This is a genomic window from Variovorax sp. KK3 (assembly GCF_001984055.1).
Taxonomy (GTDB): Bacteria; Pseudomonadota; Gammaproteobacteria; order Burkholderiales; family Burkholderiaceae_C; genus Variovorax.
The window spans coordinates 20148-40062 of the sequence record NZ_LYVO01000071.1 but is presented as its reverse complement, the minus strand read 5'-3'; the positions used below and the strand labels follow the sequence as shown (position 1 = coordinate 40062).

20 protein-coding genes are annotated in these 19915 nt (G+C 69.3%); 10 read left to right on the top strand and 10 right to left on the bottom strand.

What is annotated here, in order from left to right; translation table 11 throughout:
- Positions 1 to 117: 117 nt before the first annotated feature.
- The gene (locus B0W80_RS26470; RefSeq protein WP_077002140.1) at positions 118 to 903 is read right to left on the bottom strand and encodes an IclR family transcriptional regulator; all 786 of its coding nucleotides are present in this window, start codon (positions 901 to 903) and stop codon (positions 118 to 120) included.
- Positions 904 to 1030: 127 nt separating this feature from the next.
- On the opposite strand from B0W80_RS26470, the gene B0W80_RS26465 reads away from it, so the two are divergent.
- From B0W80_RS26465 to B0W80_RS26445, 5 genes are read left to right on the top strand one after another with little or no spacing between them, the layout of a single operon-like run.
- Positions 1031 to 1732, top strand: a complete 702-nt coding sequence (locus B0W80_RS26465) for a 3-oxoacid CoA-transferase subunit A (RefSeq protein WP_077002139.1) — start codon at positions 1031 to 1033, stop codon at positions 1730 to 1732.
- 2 nt (positions 1733 to 1734) lie between these two features.
- Positions 1735 to 2379 (top strand): 3-oxoacid CoA-transferase subunit B, encoded by a 645-nt coding sequence (locus B0W80_RS26460; protein ID WP_373039112.1) that lies wholly within the window; start codon positions 1735 to 1737, stop codon positions 2377 to 2379.
- Between the two features lie 38 nt (positions 2380 to 2417).
- A complete protein-coding gene (gene pcaF, locus B0W80_RS26455; protein ID WP_077002137.1) occupies positions 2418 to 3623 on the top strand; it encodes a 3-oxoadipyl-CoA thiolase in 1206 nt (401 codons plus the stop codon).
- Entirely contained in the window at positions 3623 to 4597 is a 975-nt protein-coding gene (locus B0W80_RS26450; protein WP_077002136.1) for a tripartite tricarboxylate transporter substrate binding protein, read from the top strand. Before pcaF ends, B0W80_RS26450 begins: the two co-directional genes overlap by 1 nt.
- Positions 4598 to 4626: 29 nt before the next feature.
- On the top strand, positions 4627 to 5625 hold the full coding sequence (locus tag B0W80_RS26445) for a tripartite tricarboxylate transporter substrate binding protein (protein WP_077002135.1): 999 nt from the start codon (positions 4627 to 4629) through the stop codon (positions 5623 to 5625).
- Between the two features lie 12 nt (positions 5626 to 5637).
- Here B0W80_RS26445 and B0W80_RS26440 read toward each other — a convergent pair whose 3' ends face one another.
- Positions 5638 to 6573, bottom strand: coding sequence for an ornithine cyclodeaminase family protein (locus B0W80_RS26440; RefSeq protein ID WP_077002134.1), 936 nt, complete (start codon positions 6571 to 6573; stop codon positions 5638 to 5640).
- A 27-nt stretch (positions 6574 to 6600) separates the two neighbouring features.
- Entirely contained in the window at positions 6601 to 7050 is a 450-nt protein-coding gene (locus tag B0W80_RS26435; protein ID WP_077002133.1) for a MarR family winged helix-turn-helix transcriptional regulator, read from the bottom strand.
- Positions 7051 to 7123: 73 nt separating this feature from the next.
- On the opposite strand from B0W80_RS26435, the gene B0W80_RS26430 reads away from it, so the two are divergent.
- The 5 genes from B0W80_RS26430 (at position 7124) to B0W80_RS26410 (ending at position 11459) form a co-directional block, all read left to right on the top strand.
- The gene (locus tag B0W80_RS26430) at positions 7124 to 8110 is read left to right on the top strand and encodes a tripartite tricarboxylate transporter substrate binding protein (protein ID WP_143684793.1); all 987 of its coding nucleotides are present in this window, start codon (positions 7124 to 7126) and stop codon (positions 8108 to 8110) included.
- 15 nt (positions 8111 to 8125) lie between these two features.
- Positions 8126 to 9097: an amidohydrolase family protein gene (locus B0W80_RS26425; protein WP_077002131.1), complete on the top strand. Its 972-nt coding sequence runs from the start codon at positions 8126 to 8128 to the stop codon at positions 9095 to 9097.
- An 8-nt stretch (positions 9098 to 9105) separates the two neighbouring features.
- Positions 9106 to 10299 carry a 3-hydroxybenzoate 6-monooxygenase gene (locus B0W80_RS26420; protein ID WP_077002130.1) on the top strand — a complete coding sequence of 398 codons (1194 nt, stop codon included), beginning with the start codon at positions 9106 to 9108 and terminating at the stop codon, positions 10297 to 10299.
- A gap of 94 nt (positions 10300 to 10393) precedes the next feature.
- On the top strand, positions 10394 to 11152 hold the full coding sequence (locus B0W80_RS26415; protein WP_077002129.1) for a sulfite exporter TauE/SafE family protein: 759 nt from the start codon (positions 10394 to 10396) through the stop codon (positions 11150 to 11152).
- 88 nt (positions 11153 to 11240) lie between these two features.
- A complete protein-coding gene (locus B0W80_RS26410; protein ID WP_083745650.1) occupies positions 11241 to 11459 on the top strand; it encodes a hypothetical protein in 219 nt (72 codons plus the stop codon).
- 18 nt (positions 11460 to 11477) lie between these two features.
- On the opposite strand, the gene B0W80_RS26405 is transcribed toward B0W80_RS26410, so the two are convergent.
- From B0W80_RS26405 to B0W80_RS26375, 7 genes are read right to left on the bottom strand one after another with little or no spacing between them, the layout of a single operon-like run.
- Positions 11478 to 11960, bottom strand: coding sequence for a MarR family winged helix-turn-helix transcriptional regulator (locus B0W80_RS26405; RefSeq protein ID WP_077002128.1), 483 nt, complete (start codon positions 11958 to 11960; stop codon positions 11478 to 11480).
- A gap of 49 nt (positions 11961 to 12009) precedes the next feature.
- Positions 12010 to 13752, bottom strand: a complete 1743-nt coding sequence (locus B0W80_RS26400; RefSeq protein ID WP_077002127.1) for an acyl-CoA dehydrogenase family protein — start codon at positions 13750 to 13752, stop codon at positions 12010 to 12012.
- The gene (locus tag B0W80_RS26395) at positions 13749 to 15446 is read right to left on the bottom strand and encodes a tannase/feruloyl esterase family alpha/beta hydrolase (protein WP_077002126.1); all 1698 of its coding nucleotides are present in this window, start codon (positions 15444 to 15446) and stop codon (positions 13749 to 13751) included. The genes B0W80_RS26400 and B0W80_RS26395 overlap by 4 nt, the downstream gene beginning before the upstream one ends.
- 2 nt (positions 15447 to 15448) lie before the next feature.
- Positions 15449 to 16438 carry a tripartite tricarboxylate transporter substrate-binding protein gene (locus tag B0W80_RS26390; protein WP_077002125.1) on the bottom strand — a complete coding sequence of 330 codons (990 nt, stop codon included), beginning with the start codon at positions 16436 to 16438 and terminating at the stop codon, positions 15449 to 15451.
- A gap of 54 nt (positions 16439 to 16492) precedes the next feature.
- Positions 16493 to 17278: an SDR family NAD(P)-dependent oxidoreductase gene (locus tag B0W80_RS26385; RefSeq protein WP_077002124.1), complete on the bottom strand. Its 786-nt coding sequence runs from the start codon at positions 17276 to 17278 to the stop codon at positions 16493 to 16495.
- Between the two features lie 2 nt (positions 17279 to 17280).
- Positions 17281 to 19140, bottom strand: a complete 1860-nt coding sequence (locus B0W80_RS26380; RefSeq protein ID WP_077002123.1) for a feruloyl-CoA synthase — start codon at positions 19138 to 19140, stop codon at positions 17281 to 17283.
- A complete protein-coding gene (locus B0W80_RS26375; protein WP_077002122.1) occupies positions 19137 to 19913 on the bottom strand; it encodes a crotonase/enoyl-CoA hydratase family protein in 777 nt (258 codons plus the stop codon). Before B0W80_RS26375 ends, B0W80_RS26380 begins: the two co-directional genes overlap by 4 nt.
- Positions 19914 to 19915: the final 2 nt, after the last annotated feature.

Sequence of the window (19915 nt, the reverse complement as noted above, 5' to 3'; positions counted from 1 at the left end):
CCGACCGCCCCAGCAGGAGCCCGGGCCGCAGACCGCCTTCGGCGGCGCCCACAGGCTTAACCTTGCAAAAGATCCAGCGCGCTTCCGCAAAAGAACAAAGGCACCAACGCGCAACCATCAAAGCATCCGCGAAATCTCGTCCGCCGCCTCCACCAACGGCGGCAGCATCGTGTCCTGCATCACCTTCGCACTGGTCCGATTGGCCTGCCCGCTGATGTTGAGCGCAGCCACCATGCGTCCGCTGCGGTCCACGATCGGTGCGGCGATGGAGATCAAGCCCTCTTCCAGCTCCTGGTTCACCAGGCACCAGCGCTGGCGGCGCGCTTGCTGGACCTTGGCGACGAGGGTGTCGATGTCGGTCAGCGTATGACGCGTGAGGGCTTCGATGCCCGAATCGTCGAGCCGCTTGCGCAGTGCCTCTTCGTCCAGTTCCGACAGCAGCAGCCGGCCCATCGACGTGCACCATGCCGGCAGGCGCGAGCCCACGCCCAGGCTGATGCGCATGATCTTGTGGGTGGACACCCGCAGCACGTAGACGATGTCGGTGCCGTCGAGCACCGCCGCCGAGCACGACTCCTGCACCTGTTGCACCAGCGCTTCCATCACCGGCTCGGCACGGTTCCAGATCGGCATCGAGGACAGGTAAGCGAAGCCCAGGTCGAGGATGCGGGGCGTCAGCGCGAACAGTTTGCCGTCGGAGGCCACGTAGCCCAGGGTCTGCAGCGTCAGCAGGATGCGCCGCGCGCCTGCGCGTGTGAGGCCCGTCGCGGCCGCGACCTCGCTGAGGGTCTGGCGGGGCGCCTTTTCGCTGAACGAACGGATGACCTGGAGCCCGCGCGCGAAGGACTGCACGTAGCTGTCGCCGGGCGTTGGAAGATCGCGTTGCGCGTCGAGGGTTGCCATGGGAATCGATTCTGCCTAAAATTCATTATACGAACACATGTTCGCTATACGAACAGTTTGCAGACATTGTGATCCCAGCCTGAAGCCGAGGCCTTCGGCTTTTCCCTTACCCCGGAGACAAATTTTTATGATCGACAAGATCGCGCGCTCGATCGCCGATGCCATGGCAGGCATCCAGGACGGCGCCACGGTACTCATCGGCGGCTTCGGCACGGCCGGCATTCCCAACGAGCTCATCGACGGCCTGATCGAACAGGGCGCCAAGGACCTCACCGTCGTCAACAACAACGCCGGCAACGGCGACACCGGCCTGGCCGCGCTGCTCAAGGCAGGCCGTGTGCGCAAGATCATCTGCAGCTTCCCGCGCCAGGCCGACAGCTACGTCTTCGACGAGCTCTACCGCACCGGCAAGCTCGAACTCGAGCTCGTGCCCCAGGGCAACCTGGCCGAGCGCATCCGCGCCGCCGGCGCCGGCGTCGGTGCCTTCTTCTGCCCGACCGGCTTCGGCACCCAGTTGGCCGGCGAACGCGAAACGCGCGACATCGACGGCAAGCAGTACGTGCTCGAATACCCGATCCGCGGCGACGTGGCACTCATCAAGGCCGAGGCCGGCGACCGCTGGGGCAACCTCACCTACCGCAAGGCCGCCCGCAACTTCGGCCCGGTGATGGCCATGGCGTCGGACCGCACCATCGCCACTGTGCACGAGATCGTCGAACTGGGCGCGATGGACCCCGAGACCATCGTCACCCCCGGCATCTTCGTCAAGAACATCGTCAAGATCGACCGCGTCGCCACCCAGGCCGGCGGCTTCAAGAAGGCAGCATGACCATGAGCAACTACCAACGCCGCACCAAGGACCAGCTCGCCGCCCGCGTCGCGCAAGACATCTTCGACGGCGCCGTCGTCAACCTGGGCATCGGCCAACCCACGTTGGTGGCCAACCACCTGCCGGCCGGCCGCGAAGTCATCCTGCACAGCGAGAACGGCATCCTCGGCATGGGCGCCGCGCCGGCCGCCGGCCAGGAAGACTACGACTTGATCAACGCGGGCAAGCAGCCCGTCACGCTGCTGCCGGGCGGTGCCTACTTCCACCATGCCGACAGCTTCGCCATGATGCGCGGCGGCCATCTCGACATCTGCGTGCTGGGGGCCTTCCAGGTTTCGGCCAGCGGCGACCTGGCCAACTGGAGCACCGGCGAACAGGGCGCCATCCCCGCCGTCGGCGGTGCGATGGACCTGGCCATCGGCGCCAAGCAGACCTGGGTGATGATGGACTTGCTCACCAAGAAGGGCGAGAGCAAGATCGTCGAGCAGTGCACCTACCCGCTGACCGGCATCGGCTGTGTCAAGCGCGTGTACTCCGACCTCGCCACCCTCGAGTGCACGCCTTCGGGCCTCAAGCTCATCGACAAGGTCGAGGGCCTGGAGCGCGCCGAACTCGAAAAGCTGGTGGGCCTGCCCATCGCTGCCTGATTTTGCCGCCTGACATTTCCACATCCAGAGAGACACGCATGACCAACCAAGCCTTCATCTGCGACGCCGTTCGCACCCCCTTCGGCCGCTACGGCGGTGCTCTTTCCAGCGTGCGTGCCGACGACTTGGGCGCCGTGCCGCTCAAGGCGCTGATGGAGCGCAACAAGGAAGTCGACTGGCAGGCCGTGACCGACGTGCTCTACGGCTGCGCCAACCAGGCCGGCGAAGACAACCGCAACGTCGCGCGCATGTCGGCCCTGCTGGCCGGCCTGCCGCTGGAGCTGGGCGGCGGCACCATCAACCGCCTGTGCGGCTCGGGGCTGGACGCCGTGGGCAGCGCCGCGCGCGCCATCAAGGCCGGCGAGGCGGGCCTGATGATCGCCGGCGGCGTCGAAAGCATGAGCCGCGCGCCCTTCGTCATGCCCAAGGCCGAGAGCGCCTTCAGCCGCGCCAACAACGTGTACGACACCACCATCGGCTGGCGCTTCGTCAACAAGCTCATGAAGGCGCAGTACGGCGTCGATTCGATGCCCGAGACGGCCGAGAACGTGGCCACCGACTACAAGATCGAGCGCGAAGCGCAGGACCGCATGGCGCTGGCTTCGCAGCAGCGCGCGGTGGCGGCGCAGAAGTCGGGCTTCTTCGACAGCGAGATCGTGCCCGTGCACGTGCCGCAGAAGAAGGGCGATGCGATCGTGGTGAACAAGGACGAGCATCCGCGCGACACCAGTCTCGAGTCGCTGGCCAAGCTCAAGGGCGTGGTGCGGCCCGACGGCACCGTGACCGCCGGCAACGCCAGCGGCGTGAACGACGGGGCCTGCGCGCTGCTACTGGCCGACGAAGCCAGCGCCGCCAAGTACGGCCTGACGCCGCGCGCCCGCGTGGTCGGCATGGCCACGGCCGGCGTGCCGCCGCGCGTGATGGGCATCGGCCCGGCGCCGGCCACCGAGAAGGTGCTGAAGCTCACGGGCCTCACGCTCGACCAGCTCGACGTGATCGAACTCAACGAGGCCTTCGCCGCGCAAGGCCTGGCCGTGCTGCGCCTGCTGGGCCTGAAGGACGACGACGCCCGCGTCAACATCAACGGCGGCGCGATCGCGCTGGGCCATCCGCTGGGCGCCAGCGGCGCGCGCCTGGCGACCACCGCGGTCAACCAGCTGCACAAGGGCGGCGGCCGCTACGCGCTGTGCACCATGTGCATCGGCGTGGGCCAGGGCATCGCGGTCATTCTCGAAAGGGTCTGATGGCCCTCGCCCGACGCGGGCTGCTGCTGGGCGCACTGGCAGCAGCGAGCCTGGCTGCGCGCGCGCAGCCCGACGCGAAGCCGATCCGCATCGTCGTGCCCTTCGCGCCCGGCGGAGGCAACGACGTGTTCGCCCGCCAGATGGCCAAGAGCCTGGGCGAGCTGCGCCGGCAGCCGGTGATCGTGGAGAACAAGCCCGGCGCCGGCGGCAACCTGGGCAGCGAGCAGGTCGTGCGCAGCACGCCCGACGGCAGCACGCTGCTGCTGGGCCACACCGGCACCGTGTCGATCAACCCGGCGTTGTACAAGGGCCTGAAGTTCGACGCCCGCAAGGACCTGCAGCCGGTGGCGATGTTCGCCTCGTCGGCGCTGGTGCTGGTGGTGCCGGCTTCGTCGAAGATCCGCACCGTCGCCGAACTGGTGGCCGACGCGAAGACGCAGCCGGGCAAGCTCGACTTCGCCTCCAGCGGCAGCGGCACGGGCGGCCACCTGACCGGCGAGCTGTTCGAGCAGCGCACCGGCACCCAGATCAATCACATCCCCTACAAGGGCACCAACCCCGCGCTCACCGACGTGGCGGGCGGGCAGGTGCACATGATGTTCAGCGTGATCCCGCCCGCGCTGGCGCTGGTGAAGGGCGGCAAGCTGCGCGCGCTCGCCGTCACCGGCGACAAGCGGCTGCCCTCGCTGCCCGACGTGCCCACCGTGGCCGAATCCGGCGTGCGTGCGCTGGCCGGCTTCGAGAGCACGCTGACCTACGGCATCCTCGCGCCGCGCGGCACGCCCGATCCTTTCGTGAAGGCACTCGCGGCGCAGATGCTGCAGGTGGCGGCCAGCGCGGAATTCCAGTCGCGGCTGGACGTGGAAGGCGCGGTGCCGCTGCTCGGCGGCCCGGCCGAGTACGCGGCGCTGATCGCGAAGGAAAACGCCAAGTGGGCCGAGATCGTCAAGGTCTCGGGCGCCACCGTCGAATGACAACCCCATTTCAACACCGGAGACCCTGCATGTTTCACAAGTCCATCATGTCGCGCCGCAGCCTGACGGCGCTGGCCCTCGCACTGGCCGCCGGCGGCCTGCTGCCGGCCACTGCGAGCGCACAGTCCTTCCCGACCAAGCCGGTGCGGATCATCACGCCCTTCCCGGTGGGCGGCGGCCCCGACGGTGTCGCGCGCCTGGTCGCCGACAAGCTCTCGCGCGCCTGGGGCCAACCTGTGGTGGTCGAAAACCGCCCGGGCGGCAACGGCTTCATCGCCATCGATGCCTGGAAGCGCGGCGCGAAGGACGGGCACGACCTGCTCATCCTCGACAACGTGCACCTCGCGGCCTACCCGTCGCTGTTCAAGAAGCTGCCCTACGACCCGGCCAAGGACTTCGACACGCTGCTGCCGCTGTTCAAGACCTACTTCTTCTTCACGGTGCCGAGCAACAGCAAGTACAAGAGCGTGGGCGACCTGATCGCCGACGCCAAGGCCAACCCGGGCAAGCTCAACTACGGCTCCTGGTCCATCGGCAACCCGGTGCACCTGGGCTCGGAACTGTTCGAGTCGGCCACCGGCACGCAGATGGAACACGTGATCTACAAGGAGACCACGCAGCTCTACACCTCGGTGTCGACCGGTGAACTGGCCTTCGCGCTGGGCACCAGCGCCACCGCCGGGCCGCTGTACCGCGCGGGCAAGCTCAAGTTCCTGGCCGTGGCGGCGCCGCAGCGCGTGGCGGCCTTCCCCGACGTGCCCACGGTGGCCGAATCGGGCGGGCCCAAGGGCTTCGAAGTGACCGGCTGGAACGCCATCGCCGTGCCGCAAGGCCTGCCGGCGGCGGTCACCGAGAAGATCAAGCGCGACGTCGAGAAGGGCCTGGCCGAAGCCGACGTGCAGGAGAAGTTCAAGAGCTTCGGCTACGAGCCCTTCCCGACCACGCGCGACCAGTTCGCACAGTTCGTGAAGAGCGAGACCCAGCGCTTCGGCGAGGTGATCAAGAAGGCGAACGTCTCGCTGGACTGAACGTTCGAGTGACTACGGATGCGCGGCCTGCCACACCAGCGTGGCGGCCGCGAGGTCTTCGAGCGCGCTGCCGACGGCCTTGAAGACCGTGCGCTCTTGCGCGTCGGCACGGCCTGCGTGGCGGGCTCGGCACAGGTCGGCCAGCGTGGCCTCGATCGACGCCGTTGAGAGCGTGCCGGCCGCGATGGCGTCGAGCAGATCCCCGGCCTTCGTCGGTGCCTCGTCGGTGTCGACGAAGGTGCTCGCGCCGGCAAAGCAGGCCGGGTCGGCCTCGCGCATCTGCGGCGTGAAGCTGCCGATCAGGTCCAGGTGCGAGCCCGCCGCCAGCCATTCGCCGCGAATGAGCGGTGCGGTGGCGAGCGTGGCGCAGCTGATCACGTCGGCCTCTCGCGCCGCCGTCTCCAGGTCGGGTGCCGCCTGCGCGTTCCAGCCTTCGCTGCGCCACTGCGCCGCCAACGCCTCGGCACCTTCCGGCCGGTGGTTCCAGATTCGCACTTCATCGATCGCCCGCACCTGCACGTGCGCGGCCGGCAGCAGCCGTGCCACACGGCCGGTGCCCAGCACCAGCAGGCGCCGCGCATCCTGCCGAGCCAGGAAGGACGAACCCAACGCCGACGCGGCTGCGGTGCGGTGCGCGGTGATCTCGTTGCCGTCCATCATCGCGAGCGGCACGCCGGTGTGCGCGTCGTACAGCACGTAGGTCGCGTGGAGGCCGGGCAGCCCGCGTGCGCCGTTGCCGGGGAAGATGTTGATCGTCTTGATGCCGAGGAAGCCGGCTGCGCTCCAGGCCGGCATGATCAGCACGGTGCCGCGGTCCGCACCAGCCTCGATGGCGTGCACGTGGCGTGACGGCACCTGGGCGTCTGCGGCGAAGGCGGCGCGCAGAGCGGCGATGAGGCGCGTGAAATCCAGTGCTGTGCGCGTGGCGTGGTCGTCGAAGTGCTTCATTTGCGTGAAAGGCTGAAGGCCTCGGCGCTACGCCAACGGCTCCGCGTTGGCGTAGATGCGCAGCAGCATCGCGCGCAGCAGGCCCACTTCGCTCGCGCTGAAGTCCGACAAGGCGGTGTCCTCGTAGTGCTTGGCCAGAGGAATGATCTCGTTCGTCAGCTCCAGGGCCATCGGGGTCAACGCGAGGCGGATCGCGCGACCGTCCGTTCCGCAGCGCTCACGCGCCACGAGTCCGTTGCCCGCCAGCCGGTCGACGATGCGCGAGAGCGCGGACAGGTCGTTCGAGGAATGCACGGCCAGTTCGGACAGCGTCTGGTTCGGCGAGTGCTGCAGCGAGGCGCACACGCGCCATTCGACGAGGCTCAGGCCATAGGGCTTGAGCGCCTTGGCGAAGGCGTTGCCCATTCGCGCGCCGGCGCGCGCCAGCAGGAAGGGGATGGCCTTCTCCAGGTCGTGGTCGGGGGGCAGGGTTTCCATGGATAACTGCTTGAAAGTTCAAGTATAAAGTCGCGCCGATTGCTTGAACAATCAAGTAAATAGGAGCCCATCCGTGAAGCTGCTTCGTTCTCGGCGCGCCATGTTCGCGCTGCTTTTTTCTTCGTTGTTGCCGGCCGCGGCGATGGCGCAGGGCGCATCGCCCAAATGGCCCGCGCAGCCGGTGCGCTTCGTCGTGCCGTTCCCGGCCGGCTCGGCGCCTGACGTGCTGATCCGCCATGTGGGTGTGAGGCTCGGCGAGAAGTGGGGCCAGAGCGTGGTGGTCGACAACAAGCCCGGCGGCAGCGGCGTGATCGGCATGAACACCATCCTGGCCGCGCCGGCGGACGGTGCCACCTTCGGCTTCGTGCAGGGCTCGGCGATCTCGGTCGCGCCGAGCACGATCAAGGGCGTGAGCTACGACTTCAACCGCGACTTCGTGCCGGTCACGCTGGCGGCGGTGGCGCCCTTCATGCTCGCGGTGCCTGGCGATTCGCCGCACAAGACGCTGGCCGAGTTCATCGCCGTCGCCAAGGCCAAGCCGGGCGGCGTCGAGGTGGCCGACAACGGCCGCGGCACCGCGCCGCACCTGGCGTCGGCGCTGCTGGGGCTGCAGTCGGGCGCGCAGTTCCTGGAAGTGCATTACCCAGGTGGCGCGCAGGCGATGCAGGCCACGCTGGGTGGCCAGACGCAGATGATGGTCGAGACCTACAACGTGCTGGCGGGCAACGTGCAGGCCGGCAAGATGCGCATCCTCGCGAGCATGGGCGACCGCATCGAGCCCGGGCTCGAATCCTTTCCGCTGGCCAGTGCGACGGTGCCCGGCGCGGTGGCGCACGGCTGGTTCGCGGTGATCGCGAAGAAGGGCGTGGACCCGCAAATCCTCGCGCGGCTCAACAAGGACATGAACGAGGCATTGCTGCTGCCCGACGTAGTCGCCAAGTCGCGCGAGCTGGGCACCTACCCGCGGCCCGGCACACCCGAGCAACTGGCCCGCTACATCGCCGACGACCGCAAGACCTGGCAAGCGGTGCTCGACAAGCTCAACATCAAGCCGGAATGACGGAGTGAAGAAGGCATGAAAGACAAGATCGCTCTCGAGGAGCATTTCGCCATCGACCTGACGATCGGCGATTCGCAGGTGTATGCGCGGCCCGAAGTCTGGCAGGGGCTCCGCAGCAAGCTGATGGACTTCGAACAGCAGCGCATCGAGCAGATGGATGCCTGGGGCACCGCGTACTCGATCCTCTCGCTCAACTCGCCGGCCGTTCAGGGCATCGCCGACACCGCACGCGCCATCGAGGTGGCGCGCCGCGCCAACGACGTGCTGGCCGAACAGGTCGCGCGGCGGCCACAGCGCTTCGGTGGCTTCGCCGCGCTGCCCATGCAAGACCCGGCGGCCGCGGCGCGCGAGCTGGAGCGCTGCGTGGCCGAACTGGGCTTCCATGGCTTCCTGGTCAACGGGTTTTCTCAGGTGGGCGACGAGCGCACGGTGGCGTACTACGACGCGCCGCAGTACGCGGACTTCTGGGCCGCGGCCGCCGCGCTGGGCAAGCCCTTCTACATGCACCCGCGCGACCCGCTGCCGGCGCGCGAGCCGATCTATGACGGCGCGCACTGGCTGACCGGGCCGACCTGGGCCTTCGCGGTCGAGACCAGCATCCATGCGCTGCGGCTCATGTCCTCCGGTCTGTTCGACCGGCATCCGGCGCTGCAGATGATCCTGGGCCATTTCGGCGAAGGCATTCCCTTCAACATCTGGCGCGTGGACCACATCCTGCGCAAGGGCCGCCGCGGCATGCCCTGCGAACGCGAGATCGGCGACTACCTGCGCAGCAACGTGCACATCACCACCAGCGGCAACTTCCGCACGCCGACGCTGCTGTCGACGCTGCTCGAGATGGGGAGCGACCGCATCATGTACTCGGTGGACTATCCCTTCGAGAAGCACGAGGACGCCGCGCGCTGGTTCGACCACTGCGAGATCAGCGAGAACGACCGGCGCAAGATCGGGCGCGACAACGCGCGCACGCTCTTCGGGTTGCCATGAATAGGCCCATGGACCCCCGCCCCGTGCTGGTGGCCGGCGGCGGCATCGGCGGGTTGGCGGCCGCGCTCGCGCTCGTGCGCGAGGGCTACCGCGTGAAGGTGATCGAGCAGTCGGCGCAGATCGGCGAGATCGGCGCCGGCATCCAGCTGAGCCCCAACGCCTTCGCGGCCTGCGACGCATTGGGCGTGGGCGCGAACCTGCGGGCCCGCGCGGTGTACACCGACGAGATGGTGATGTTCGACGCGATCGATGCGAAGCGCGTGGCCGCCATCGCGCTCGACGCGCGCTTCCGGGAGCGCTTCGGCAACCCGTACGCCGTGATCCACCGCGCGGACATCCATGGTGCGCTGCTCGAGGGCGTGCAGGCCACCGCCGAGGGCATCGAGTTCATCACCTCGACCAAGATCGTTCACGTCGACCAGGACGAAGAGGGCGTGACGTTGATCGATGCCGAGGGCGGCCGTCACGAAGGCCAGGCCGTGATCGGCTGCGACGGCGTGCGCTCGGCGCTGCGGCAGCAGTACGTGGGCGACGGCATTCGCGTGTCGGGCCACGTGGTGTTCCGCGCCGTGATCGACACGGCCGACTTCCCCGAGGCGCTGCGCTACACCGCGCCCTGCATCTGGGTCGGGCCCAACTGCCACTTGGTGCACTACCCGCTGAAGGGCGGCGACAAGTTCAACCTGGCCGTCACCTTTCACAGCGACAAGCCCGAGGAGTGGGGCTCGATGGACGGCGACCCGGCCGAGGTGCAGCGCTACTTTCGCGCCACCTGCGACGCGGTGCAGCAGATCCTGCGCATCCCGAAGGCCTGGAAGCGCTACTCGACGGCCGACCGCGACCCGATCGAGCGCTGGAGTTTCGGCCGCGCGACCTTGCTGGGCGATGCCGCGCATCCGATGGTGCAGTACCTGGCGCAGGGCGCCTGCATGGCCTGCGAAGACGCCGTGACGCTCGCGCTCGCATTGCGGCGCGAGGCCGGCGACTGGCCGCGCGCCCTGGCGCTGTACGAGCGCGCGCGCTTGGCGCGCACGGCGCGCGTGGTGCTGTCGGCCCGCGAGATGGGGCGGCTCTACCACGCCAAGGGCGTGGAACGCCTGGTGCGCAACCAGCTGTGGCAGGGGCGGCCGCAGGAGCGCTTCTACGACGCGCTCGAATGGCTCTACGGCTGGACGTCCGCCAACTGCCTGCCGCCGGATTGACCGGGCGCCACGGGGACGCACGCTTCCTGCTACGCTCGGCGGCCCGACCGGCTGCCACCGACGCGGCAGCAGCGGGCTTCTTCTCGCATCCCCCATGGCTCTCCCCATCATCAGCGACTGGCACTTCTATGCCGTCGCCATTCCCGCCGTGCTCATGCTCGGCGTCAGCAAGAGCGGCTTCGGCGCCGGCTTCGGTTCGCTGGCCGTGCCGATGCTGGCGCTGGCCGTGACCGTGCCGCAGGCGGCGGCGATGCTCATGCCGGTGCTGCTGCTGATGGACCTGCTGGGCCTGGCCGCCTTTCGCCGCGATTTCGATCGATCGCTGCTCTGGTTCCTGATTCCTTTCGGCCTGGTGGGCACGGTGGTCGGCGCGGTGCTGTTCCGCGTGCTGCCCGCGCACCAGGTGGCCGGCATCACGGGCGTCTTCACGCTGCTGTTTCTGGCGCAGCGCTTGTTGTTCCCGCCGCGTGCCGACGCCGCACCGCCTTCCAAAGCAACGGGCGCGGTACTTACTACCATCGGCGGCTTCACCAGTTTCATCGCGCATGCGGGCGGGCCACCGGTCAACGCCTACGTGATTCCGTTGCGGCTCACGCCCGTGGTCTATACCGCGACGCTGGCCTATTTCTTCTTCGTGGTGAACCTGAGCAAGTGGCTGCCGTACGCGTGGCTCGGGTTGCTGGACTGGCGCAACATGGCGACCTCTCTGGTGCTGCTGCCGATCGCGCCGCTCGGTGTGTGGCTGGGCATCTACATCGCGCGACGCATCGATCCGGTGTGGTTCTACCGCTTCGTATACCTCGGCATGCTGTTGACCGGACTCAAGCTCAGTTGGGACGGATTCGCAGGTTGAAATCGGTCCGCGCGAGATGGCCTTGGGTCGTTTTGTAATGCAAAGCACTACGATTGCCGGCCCTCGACGGCGTGTGCAGAATTTGCCCATGTCCGAAACGTCGACGACGCCTGCCAAGCTCGAGGATTCCGAGCTGCAAACGCTTGCTGCAGAGTGGCGCATCCGCGCCATGCAGGGCGACCAGCTGGCGCATCGGATGGCGCAGGCGCTCGAAGCCGAACAGCGCCGCCGCATTCGCGACACCGGCCTGCAACCGCTGCCACCCGCACGCTCCTCCGCGTCGGCACCGTGGTGGAAGTTCTGGTGAGCGGGCCGGGGCTGGACCCTACAGATAGATCTTCTGCAGCAGTTTGATCAGCGTCTCGCGCTCGCGCGTGGTCAGGCGCTCGCTGGCTTCGTTCTCCAGGTCCACCACCGTGCGTTCCGCCTCCCGGACCAGCGCCTCGCCCGACTGCGTCAGGTAGAGCCCGATCGCGCGGCCGTCGTAGGGATGCGGGCGACGCTCGATGAGCCCGCGGCTGTCCATGGCCGAAACCAGGCTCACCAGGTTCGGCGGCAGGATGTCGAGCGTGGCGCAGAGCTGGCGCGAGGTGGCGCCGGGGTTGTGCCTCAACAGCGAGAGCACCGAGAAGTCGACCTGCTTGAGCCCGTAGGCCGCCATGCGTTCGGCGAACACCATGCTCACCGTGAGCCAGGCGCGGCGCGCGTTGTAGCCGACCAGCGATTCGAGCACGCGCGTGTCGAGCCGCTCGGTGCGGGCCGGATGGACGGAGACCGCGGAGGCGGCTTTTTTGCGCGTGCCAGTCATGGCCGAAGCCTACCTGCCTTTGCGTGGCAGCAGCATCGGTGCATGTCCTTTAATTGGCCTCTGCCGACGCGGCCGGCGGTGGCACCAGCACCGCATCGCAGGCACGCTTGACCATGCCCAGCCGCATCTCGAATTCGGGCAGCACGAAGCGCTGGAAGGCCGCGGCCGGTGCGCGCCAGCGTGCATCGTCGGGCGCGGTCTGCGCGATGCGGGCCCAGCTCCAGGCCAGCATGGCCAGCGCCACCGTGCGCAGGTAGTCGTCTGCCACCTCGAACGGCAGGGACGGGTCGCGCTGCGCCGCCTGCAGGAGCGTGGTGCCGAGGTAGCGCAACTGGGCGAAGCGGCGCTGCACGTCGGCGTCCTGTTCGCGCGAGGCGTCGAGTTCGTCGCGAAGCTCGATCAGCACGGCGGCCATGCCGGCGCCGCCGTCGGGCAGCAGCTTGCGCTGCACCAGGTCGATGGCCTGGATCTCGTTGGTGCCCTCGTAGATCATGGTGATGCGGGCGTCGCGCACCACCTGCTCGATGCCCCATTCGCGCACGTAGCCATGGCCCCCGAAGACCTGCAGGCAGGCACTGGCGCCGTCGAAGGCCTGCTGGGTGCAGGCGGCCTTCAGCACGGGCGTGACCAGCGCGCACCAGCGCTCGGCGCGCTGGCGGCGGGCCGGGTCAGCGTCGTGGCGCGCCACGTCGAGCTGCAATGCGCTGCGGTAGGCCAGCAGGCGCATGCCGTCGATCCAGGCGCGCTGCGTCTGCAGGATGCGGCGGATGGCCGGGTGCTCGCCGATCAGGTCGGCCGCCTCCGCGCCGCGGCTGGCCGGCGCAGGGCCCGGCGCGCGCATCTGCCGCCGCTCCGCCGCATAGGCATCGGCCTTCTGCCACGCCGCATCGAGCAGGCCGATGGCCTGCAGCGCCACGTGCAGGCGCGCCGCGTTCATCATCACGAACATCGCGGCCAGGCCGCGGTGCGGTTCGCCGACCAGCCAGCCGGTGGCCTCGTCGAAGCGCATCACGCAGGTTGGGCTGCCGTGCAGGCCCATCTTTTCCTCGATGCGTTCGCAGTGCGCTGCGTTGCGCGCGCCGTCGGGCAGCAGCTTGGGCACCAGCGCCAGTGAGAGTCCCTTGGGCCCAGGGGGCGCTTCGGGCAGTCGGCACAGCACCAGGTGGACGATGTTCGGCGTCAGGTCGTGCTCGCCGCCGGAAATGAAGATCTTGCCGCCGCTTACGCGGACGCTGCCGTCCGGATGCGGCACGGCGCGGGTGCGCACCTGGCCCAGGTCGCTGCCGGCATGGGCTTCGGTCAGGCACATGGTGGCCAGCGATTCGCCGCTGGCGATCTTCGACAGATAGCGTTCGTGCAGGTCGGGGCTGCCGTGGTGCCGCAGGCATTCGTAGGCGCCGTGCAGCAGGGCGGGCGCCATCGTGAAGCCGTGGTTGGCCGCGTTCAGCCATTCGAAGAGGACGGCTTCGAGCACGGCCGGAAGCGCCTGCCCGCCGTGCTCGGACGCGGCCGACAGCGCGAGCCAGCCGCCGTCGGCCAGGCCGCGGTAGGCCTCGCGGAAGCCGGGCGGCGTCGTCACCGCACCACCTTCGAAGCGGCAGCCGATCTCGTCGCCCGCGCGGTTGAGCGGCGCGACCACCTCGGCCACGAAGCGGCCGGCTTCGTCGAGCACCTGGGCCTGCAAGGTCTCGTCGAACTCGGCGAAGGGGGCGAGCGCGCGTAGGCGCGGTGCGGCGCCGAGCACGGTGTCGAGCAACAAGCGGACGTCGTCGGGGCGTGGCTGGTAGTTCATCGGCAGGCGAAGCTGGTGGCGCTTTCGGGATCGCCGCCGGTGTAGCTGGCGACGCGCGGATACGGGCACAACGGACGCGTGCGGCGCGGCGCCCAGGTGGAAGGCACCTCCGCATTGACCACGGTGGCGCCCGGGCCGCGTGCGGCGGCGGTGACGGACTGCGGCGCGCGGCCCTGCTCGACCCAGTCGACCAGCGCATCGAGCATGTCGAACTGGTCGGTGGCCGGCCCGCCGGAACAGTGGTTCATGCCCGGCACCGGAAAGTAGCGCGCGAAGGCGGCGGCATCGCCACCGTGGTGGGCCTGCAGGCGGTCGTACCAGGCGGCGGTGTCGTCGGACGAGAACACCGGGTCGCTGGTGCCGTGGTAGACGATCATCTTCGCGCCGCGCGCACGCAGCGTGTCCAGCCTGTCGGCGGCCGGCGGCGCCATGAAGTCCATCGCCGATTCGCGGAAGGGGCCATCGGTGGCCGTGATGCGCGGGGCGTCGCGGTCCATGTCGAAGCCCAGCGCGAAGGGCAGGCCGCCGGGGCGGTCGGCCAGCGGCGGCGTGCTGAAGATGAAGCCGACCGCGCCGGCGTCGCGCGCGGCGGGGTAGGCGAATTTCCATTCGCGCCAGTTGCCGCCGGCGATGCCGGCGTCGAAGGGGAAGGTGCTGTAGATCGCGCGGCCGGCGCTGTCGCGCGCACCTGCGTGGACGTTGGCGAGCGCGCTCTTCTGCGCAGGCGAGAGGCAGGTGCCGTCGCGCGCGCCGGTGCAGGTCGGCACGTCGGTGTCGAGCTTGAAGCGCGCCTGGCATGCCTTGACGTCGGAAACGATGCCGTCGGCCAGGCCGTCGAGCGCGTCGCAGCGCGCCAGCACGGCGCGCGACACCAACTGCAGCTCGATGGGGGTGAAGGCGCTCTGCAGGTCGGGGTCGCCGGAAGGCGTCTTCGCGTTGGCCGCCTTCGCGTATTGCTGGGCGCCGTAGAGCTGGGCGACCGCCGCCTTCGGCAGCTGGAAGCCCGGGTTGCCGGCCACGATGCCGTCGTACTGCGCGGCCGAGCGGGAGGCCGCCACCATCGCATGCCGGCCGCCGTTGGAGCAGCCACCGATGTACGAGCGATCGGGCCCGCGGCCGTAGGCCTGCGCGATGAGGTTCTTCGCCATCGGCGTGAGTTGCGCGACCGCGTTGTAGCCGTAGTCGGAGCGCGCCTGCGGATCGAGGCCGAAGCGCGGGCCCATCGATCCGGCATGGCCGGCATCGGAGCTGATCACTGCGAAGCCCTTCTGCAGCGCCGTGCTCGCAGGCCCGCCGCCGCCGATGCCGCCCATGGCCGGCACCACGGCACCGTCGAGGCCGCCGTTGACCTGGTGGAAGAAGCGGCCGTTCCAATCCTTCGGCAGGCGCATCTCGAAACCGATGGCGTAGCGCTGGCCGTCGACCGGGCTCGTGCGTTCGTTCATGCGGCCTTGCACCAGGCAGTGGGCAGGCGCCTGCACGTTGGCATTGCCGACCGTGACCGGGCCGGCAGGCACCTCGATGGCACTGGTGTAGACCGTGCCGGGCTGCGCCGCCTTCGCTGCGAGGTCGGTACACGATTGCAGTGCGCCGGGTTTCGCAGCGGACAGCCGCGGCCCCTGCGAGCCGGGGCCCGTGCCGCCGCAGGCTGTCAGCGCGGCGGCCAGCGCCAGCATGCCAAGACGCGCGGTCATGTTCAGGACTCTGCCGTGAAGCCGATTTGCTTGACCAGCGGGCCCCAGCGCTCGTACTCGGCCTTCTGGTCAGCCGCCATTTCCTGCGGCGTGCTGCCGTTGGCCACCAGCCCGACCAGGGCCAGCGCGTCGATGACCGTCTTGTCCTTGAGCGCCGCGTTGATCGCGGCACTCGCAGAGGTGACGGTGGCGGCGGGCGTCTTGGCGGGCGCGTAGAAGCCGAACCACTCTTCCGATGTCACGTCCGGGTAGCCCAGTTCGATGAAGGTGGGCACGTCGGGCAGGTAGGGCGAGCGCTTGCGGCCGGAGGTGGCGAGCACGCGCACGCGGCCGGCCTTCATGTACTGCAGGTAGTCGCCGCTCGGGTTCATGGCGGCGGCGATCTGCCCGCCCACCAGGTCGGTGATGCTGGGCACCGTGCCGCGGTAGGGCACGTGCTTGAGGTCGACGCCTGCGCGCAGGCCCAGCAGCGCGCCCAGCAGGTGCGGCATCGATCCCGCGCCGGGCGAGCCGTAGCTGGCCTGCGCCGGGTTGGCCTTGGCCCAGGCCAGGAAGTCCTTGAGCGTCTTCACCTCGGCCGGTACCGACGGACCGACCGCCAGGCCGTGGAACATGATGGCGCCGATCGAGACCTGCGTGACGTCTTCCGGCTTGTAGGCGAGCTTGGGATAGATGTACGGGTACACCGCCAGCGCCGACACCGGTGCCAGCGTGAGCACGGAGCCGTCGGCCGGCGAGTTCTTCAGCGTCTCGACCGCGATGCGGCCGCCCGCGCCGGGCTTGTTCTCGACGAATCCGGGGTTCTTGCTGTAGGCCGTGCCGCCCAGCTTCTCGGCCACGCGGCGGGCCACGCTGTCGCCGGCGCTGCCGGCCGGGAAGCCGTACATGATCTTCACCTGGTCCAGCGCCTGGGCCAGGGCCGTGAGCGGCGAGAGGGCGCCGAGGGCGGCGGCGCTGCCGAGGGTGTTCAGGAAGTGGCGGCGATGTTGCACGGTGTTGTCTCCTTCAAGGGGCGGGCGGGAATCTCGTCGGATCGATGCGGTGGATCAGCGCGGCGCCATGCGCAAGGCACCGTCGAGGCGGATCACCTCGCCGTTGAGGTGGCCGTTGGTCACGATGTGGCAGGCCAGCTCGCCGAATTCGGAGGGATGGCCCAGGCGCGGCGGGAAGGGGATGGACGCGGCCAGCGATTGCTGCACCGGCTCGGGCAGCTCCTTGAGCAGCGGCGTGGCGAACAGGCCCGGCGCGATGGTGCAGACGCGGATGCCGTGCTGCGCGAGGTCGCGCGCCATCGGCAGCGTCATGCCGACCAGGCCGCCCTTGGAGGCGCTGTAGGCCTGCTGGCCCACCTGCCCGTCGAAGGCCGCGACCGACGCGGTGAACAGCATCACGCCGCGCTCGCCGCCTTCCAGCGGATCGAGCTTCGCGCATTGCGCCGCGTACAGGCGGCTGATGTTGTAGGCGCCGATCAGGTTGACGCTGACCACGCGCACGAAATCTTCGAGCGGCGCGGGGCTGCCGTCCTTGCCGACGATACGCTTGGCGCTTCCGATGCCGGCCACGTTCATCAGGATGCGGGCCGGGCCGTGGGCGGCCGCGGCCTTGTCGAGCGCGGCGTTCACGCTGTCGGTGTCGGTGATGTTGCAGGTGCAGGCCACGGCGCGGCCGTTGCCGAATTCGGCACCGATCTCGGCTGCGACCTTTTCTGCCAACGCGGCGTTCAAGTCCAGGATCGCCACCTTGGCGCCCAGGCGCGCCAGCTCGCGCGCGGTGGCTTCACCCAGGCCCGATGCGCCGCCGGTCACCAGGGCGGCTTGTCCTTCGATCTTCATGGTCAGTCTCCTTGCGGCTTCAGTGTGAGGGGCAGGGTGTCGGCATGCAGCGCGTCCACCGTGTCGGCGCGGTGCTTGAGCACGGCGCGCTGGTTGATCGAGCCTTTGTCGGTGACCTCGCCGCGATCGATGGAGGGCGCTTCGTGCTCCAGGTGCAGGCGGGCGATGCGGTTGGCGCTGCCGGTGGCGGCCTTGGCCAGCTCGTTCACCACGCGCTGGAAATGCGCCTGCACGGGCGCGCTTTCGACCACGTCGCGCATCGGCGCATCGGCAGGCAGGCCGGCGAGTTCGCGCACCTTCGGCGTCGTGAAGATCAGCGCGCCGACTTCCTTGAGGTTGAGTCCGGTGAGCACCGCGTCCTGCACGTAGGGCGCGCCGGCCGCGATGATCTTCGCGCGCAGCGGGCCGACACTGACGAAGGTGCCGGTGGCGAGCTTGAAGTCTTCCGCGATGCGGCCGTCGAAGCGCAGGCCACGGTGGATGTCGTCATCGTCTATCCACTTCACCGCGTCGCCGGTGCTGAAGAAACCTTCTTCGTCGAAGGCCTCGGCCGTGGCTTCGGGCGAGCGCCAATAGCCCGGCGTGATGTTGGGGCCGCGGTAGCGCACCTCGGTCTTTCCGTCGACGTCGACCAGCTTGAGCTCGATGCCCGGCGCGGGCAGGCCCAGGTCGCCGGACTTCACCTCGGGGCCCGTGATGTAGAGCGCGAAGGGTCCGGATTCGGTCATGCCCAGGCCGGTGCCCATGACGATGCGCTCGCCGACCTCGGCCTCCTGCGTGCGGTGCAGGCTGTCCCAGATGGGTTGCGCGAGCGCGGCGCCCGAGTAGAAGAACATCTTCACGCGCGACAACAGGTTGCGGCGCAGCACCGCGTCGCTTTCCATCGCATGGGCGATGGCCTCGAAGCCGGTGGGCACGTTGAAGTAGATGGTGGGCGCGACCTCGCGCAGGTTGCGCAGGGTCTCGGCCATGCCGGCGGGCGTCGGCTTGCCGTCGTCGATGTAGAGCGTGCCACCGTTGTCCAGCACGATGCCCACGTTGTGGTTGCCGCCGAAGGTGTGGTTCCACGGCAGCCAGTCGACCAGCACCGGCGGCTCCTCGCCCAGCGCGGGGATCGACTGCCGCAGCTGCTGCTGGTTGGCGCACCACATGCGGTGGGTGTTGATCACCGCCTTGGGCATCTTGGTCGAGCCGGAGGTGAAGAGGAACTTGGTGATGGTGTCGGGGCCGGTGGCTCCGATGGCGGCATCGACGGCGGGGGTGGCCGGAGTGGAGGCGAGCTCTGCGAAGGATGTCGAGGGGCGGCCCTCGATCCGGCCTTCGGCCAGCACCAGCTCGATGGCCGCCGGCACCGCGGTGGTGATGGCGCGGGCGAAGCGGGCGGCATCGGCGGCGAAGACCAAGCCGGGCGTGAGCGTGGTCAGCACGTGGCGCAGCTTGTCGAAGTCCTGGCTCACCAGCGAGTAGGGCGGCGAGACGGGGCAATAGGGCACGCCGGCGTAGAGGCAGCCCAGCGCGAGCAGGGCGTGCTCGATGCCGTTCTCGCTGAGGATCGCAACGGGGCGATCGGGGCCCAGTCCGCGGCCCAGCAGTGCCTGGGCGATGCTGCGTGCCTTCTGGTGCGCTTCGGCGTAGCTGACGCGGATCCAGTCGCCGGTGCGGCCGTCGGGCAGCTTCTCGCGGCGGGCGATGAAGGTGCGCTCGGGCGCGGCCTCGGCCCAGTGGCGCAGCCGGTCGGACATGCGGCCGGCGTAGGGCGCGAGTTCGGCCTCGGCGCGCAGGTAGCGCACGCCGGGCGCGCCTTCGCTCAGCACGGCGCGCGTGACGCCGAAGGCCAGCGGCCGGTAGCGGATGGAGGTCATTCCTTGCCCACCTTGTTCGCGCGGCCTTCGAGGAAGGCGCGCACGCGCTCCTTCGCCTCGGGCGCACTCTGCACGATGCCGGAGATCAGGGCCTCGGTGAAGAAGCCGTGGTCGGCCGGCTGCTCGCTGATGCGCGGCAGGGCGTGCATCAGCGCGTAGTTGGTGAGCGGTGCGTTCCCGGCGACCTTCTTCGCCAGCTCGAGCGCCTTGTCGAAGGCGGTGCCTTCGTCCACCAGGTACTGCGCGAAGCCGGCGCGCTCGCCCTCCTGGGCGTCGTAGACGCGGCCGGTCATCATCATGTCCATCATGCGGGCCGTGCCGATCAGCTTGGGAATGCGCACCGAGCCGCCGCCGCCGACGAAGATGCCGCGCGAGCCTTCGGGCAAGGCGTAGAAGGTAGTGCTGTCGGCCACGCGGATGTGGCATGCGCTCGCCAACTCCAGGCCGCCACCCACCACAGCGCCGTGCAATGCCGCGATCACGGGCACCGGGCCGCTCTGCAGCGCGTCGAGCGCGGCATGCCAGAGGCGCGAATGCTGCAGGCCCTGGCCGGCATCGCGCTCTTTCAGTTCAGACAGGTCGAGGCCGGCGCAGAAGTGCGGGCCCTCGCCGTCGATGACCGCCGCGCGCACGGTCGAAGGCAGGTTCTGGAAGGTGTCGCGCAGGGCCAGGATGAGCGAATCCGACAGCGCGTTGCGCTTGGCGGCGCGTGCCAGGCGGATGATGGCGATCTCGTCGCGCAGCTCGAGTTGAAGGTCGGTCGTGGTGTTCATGG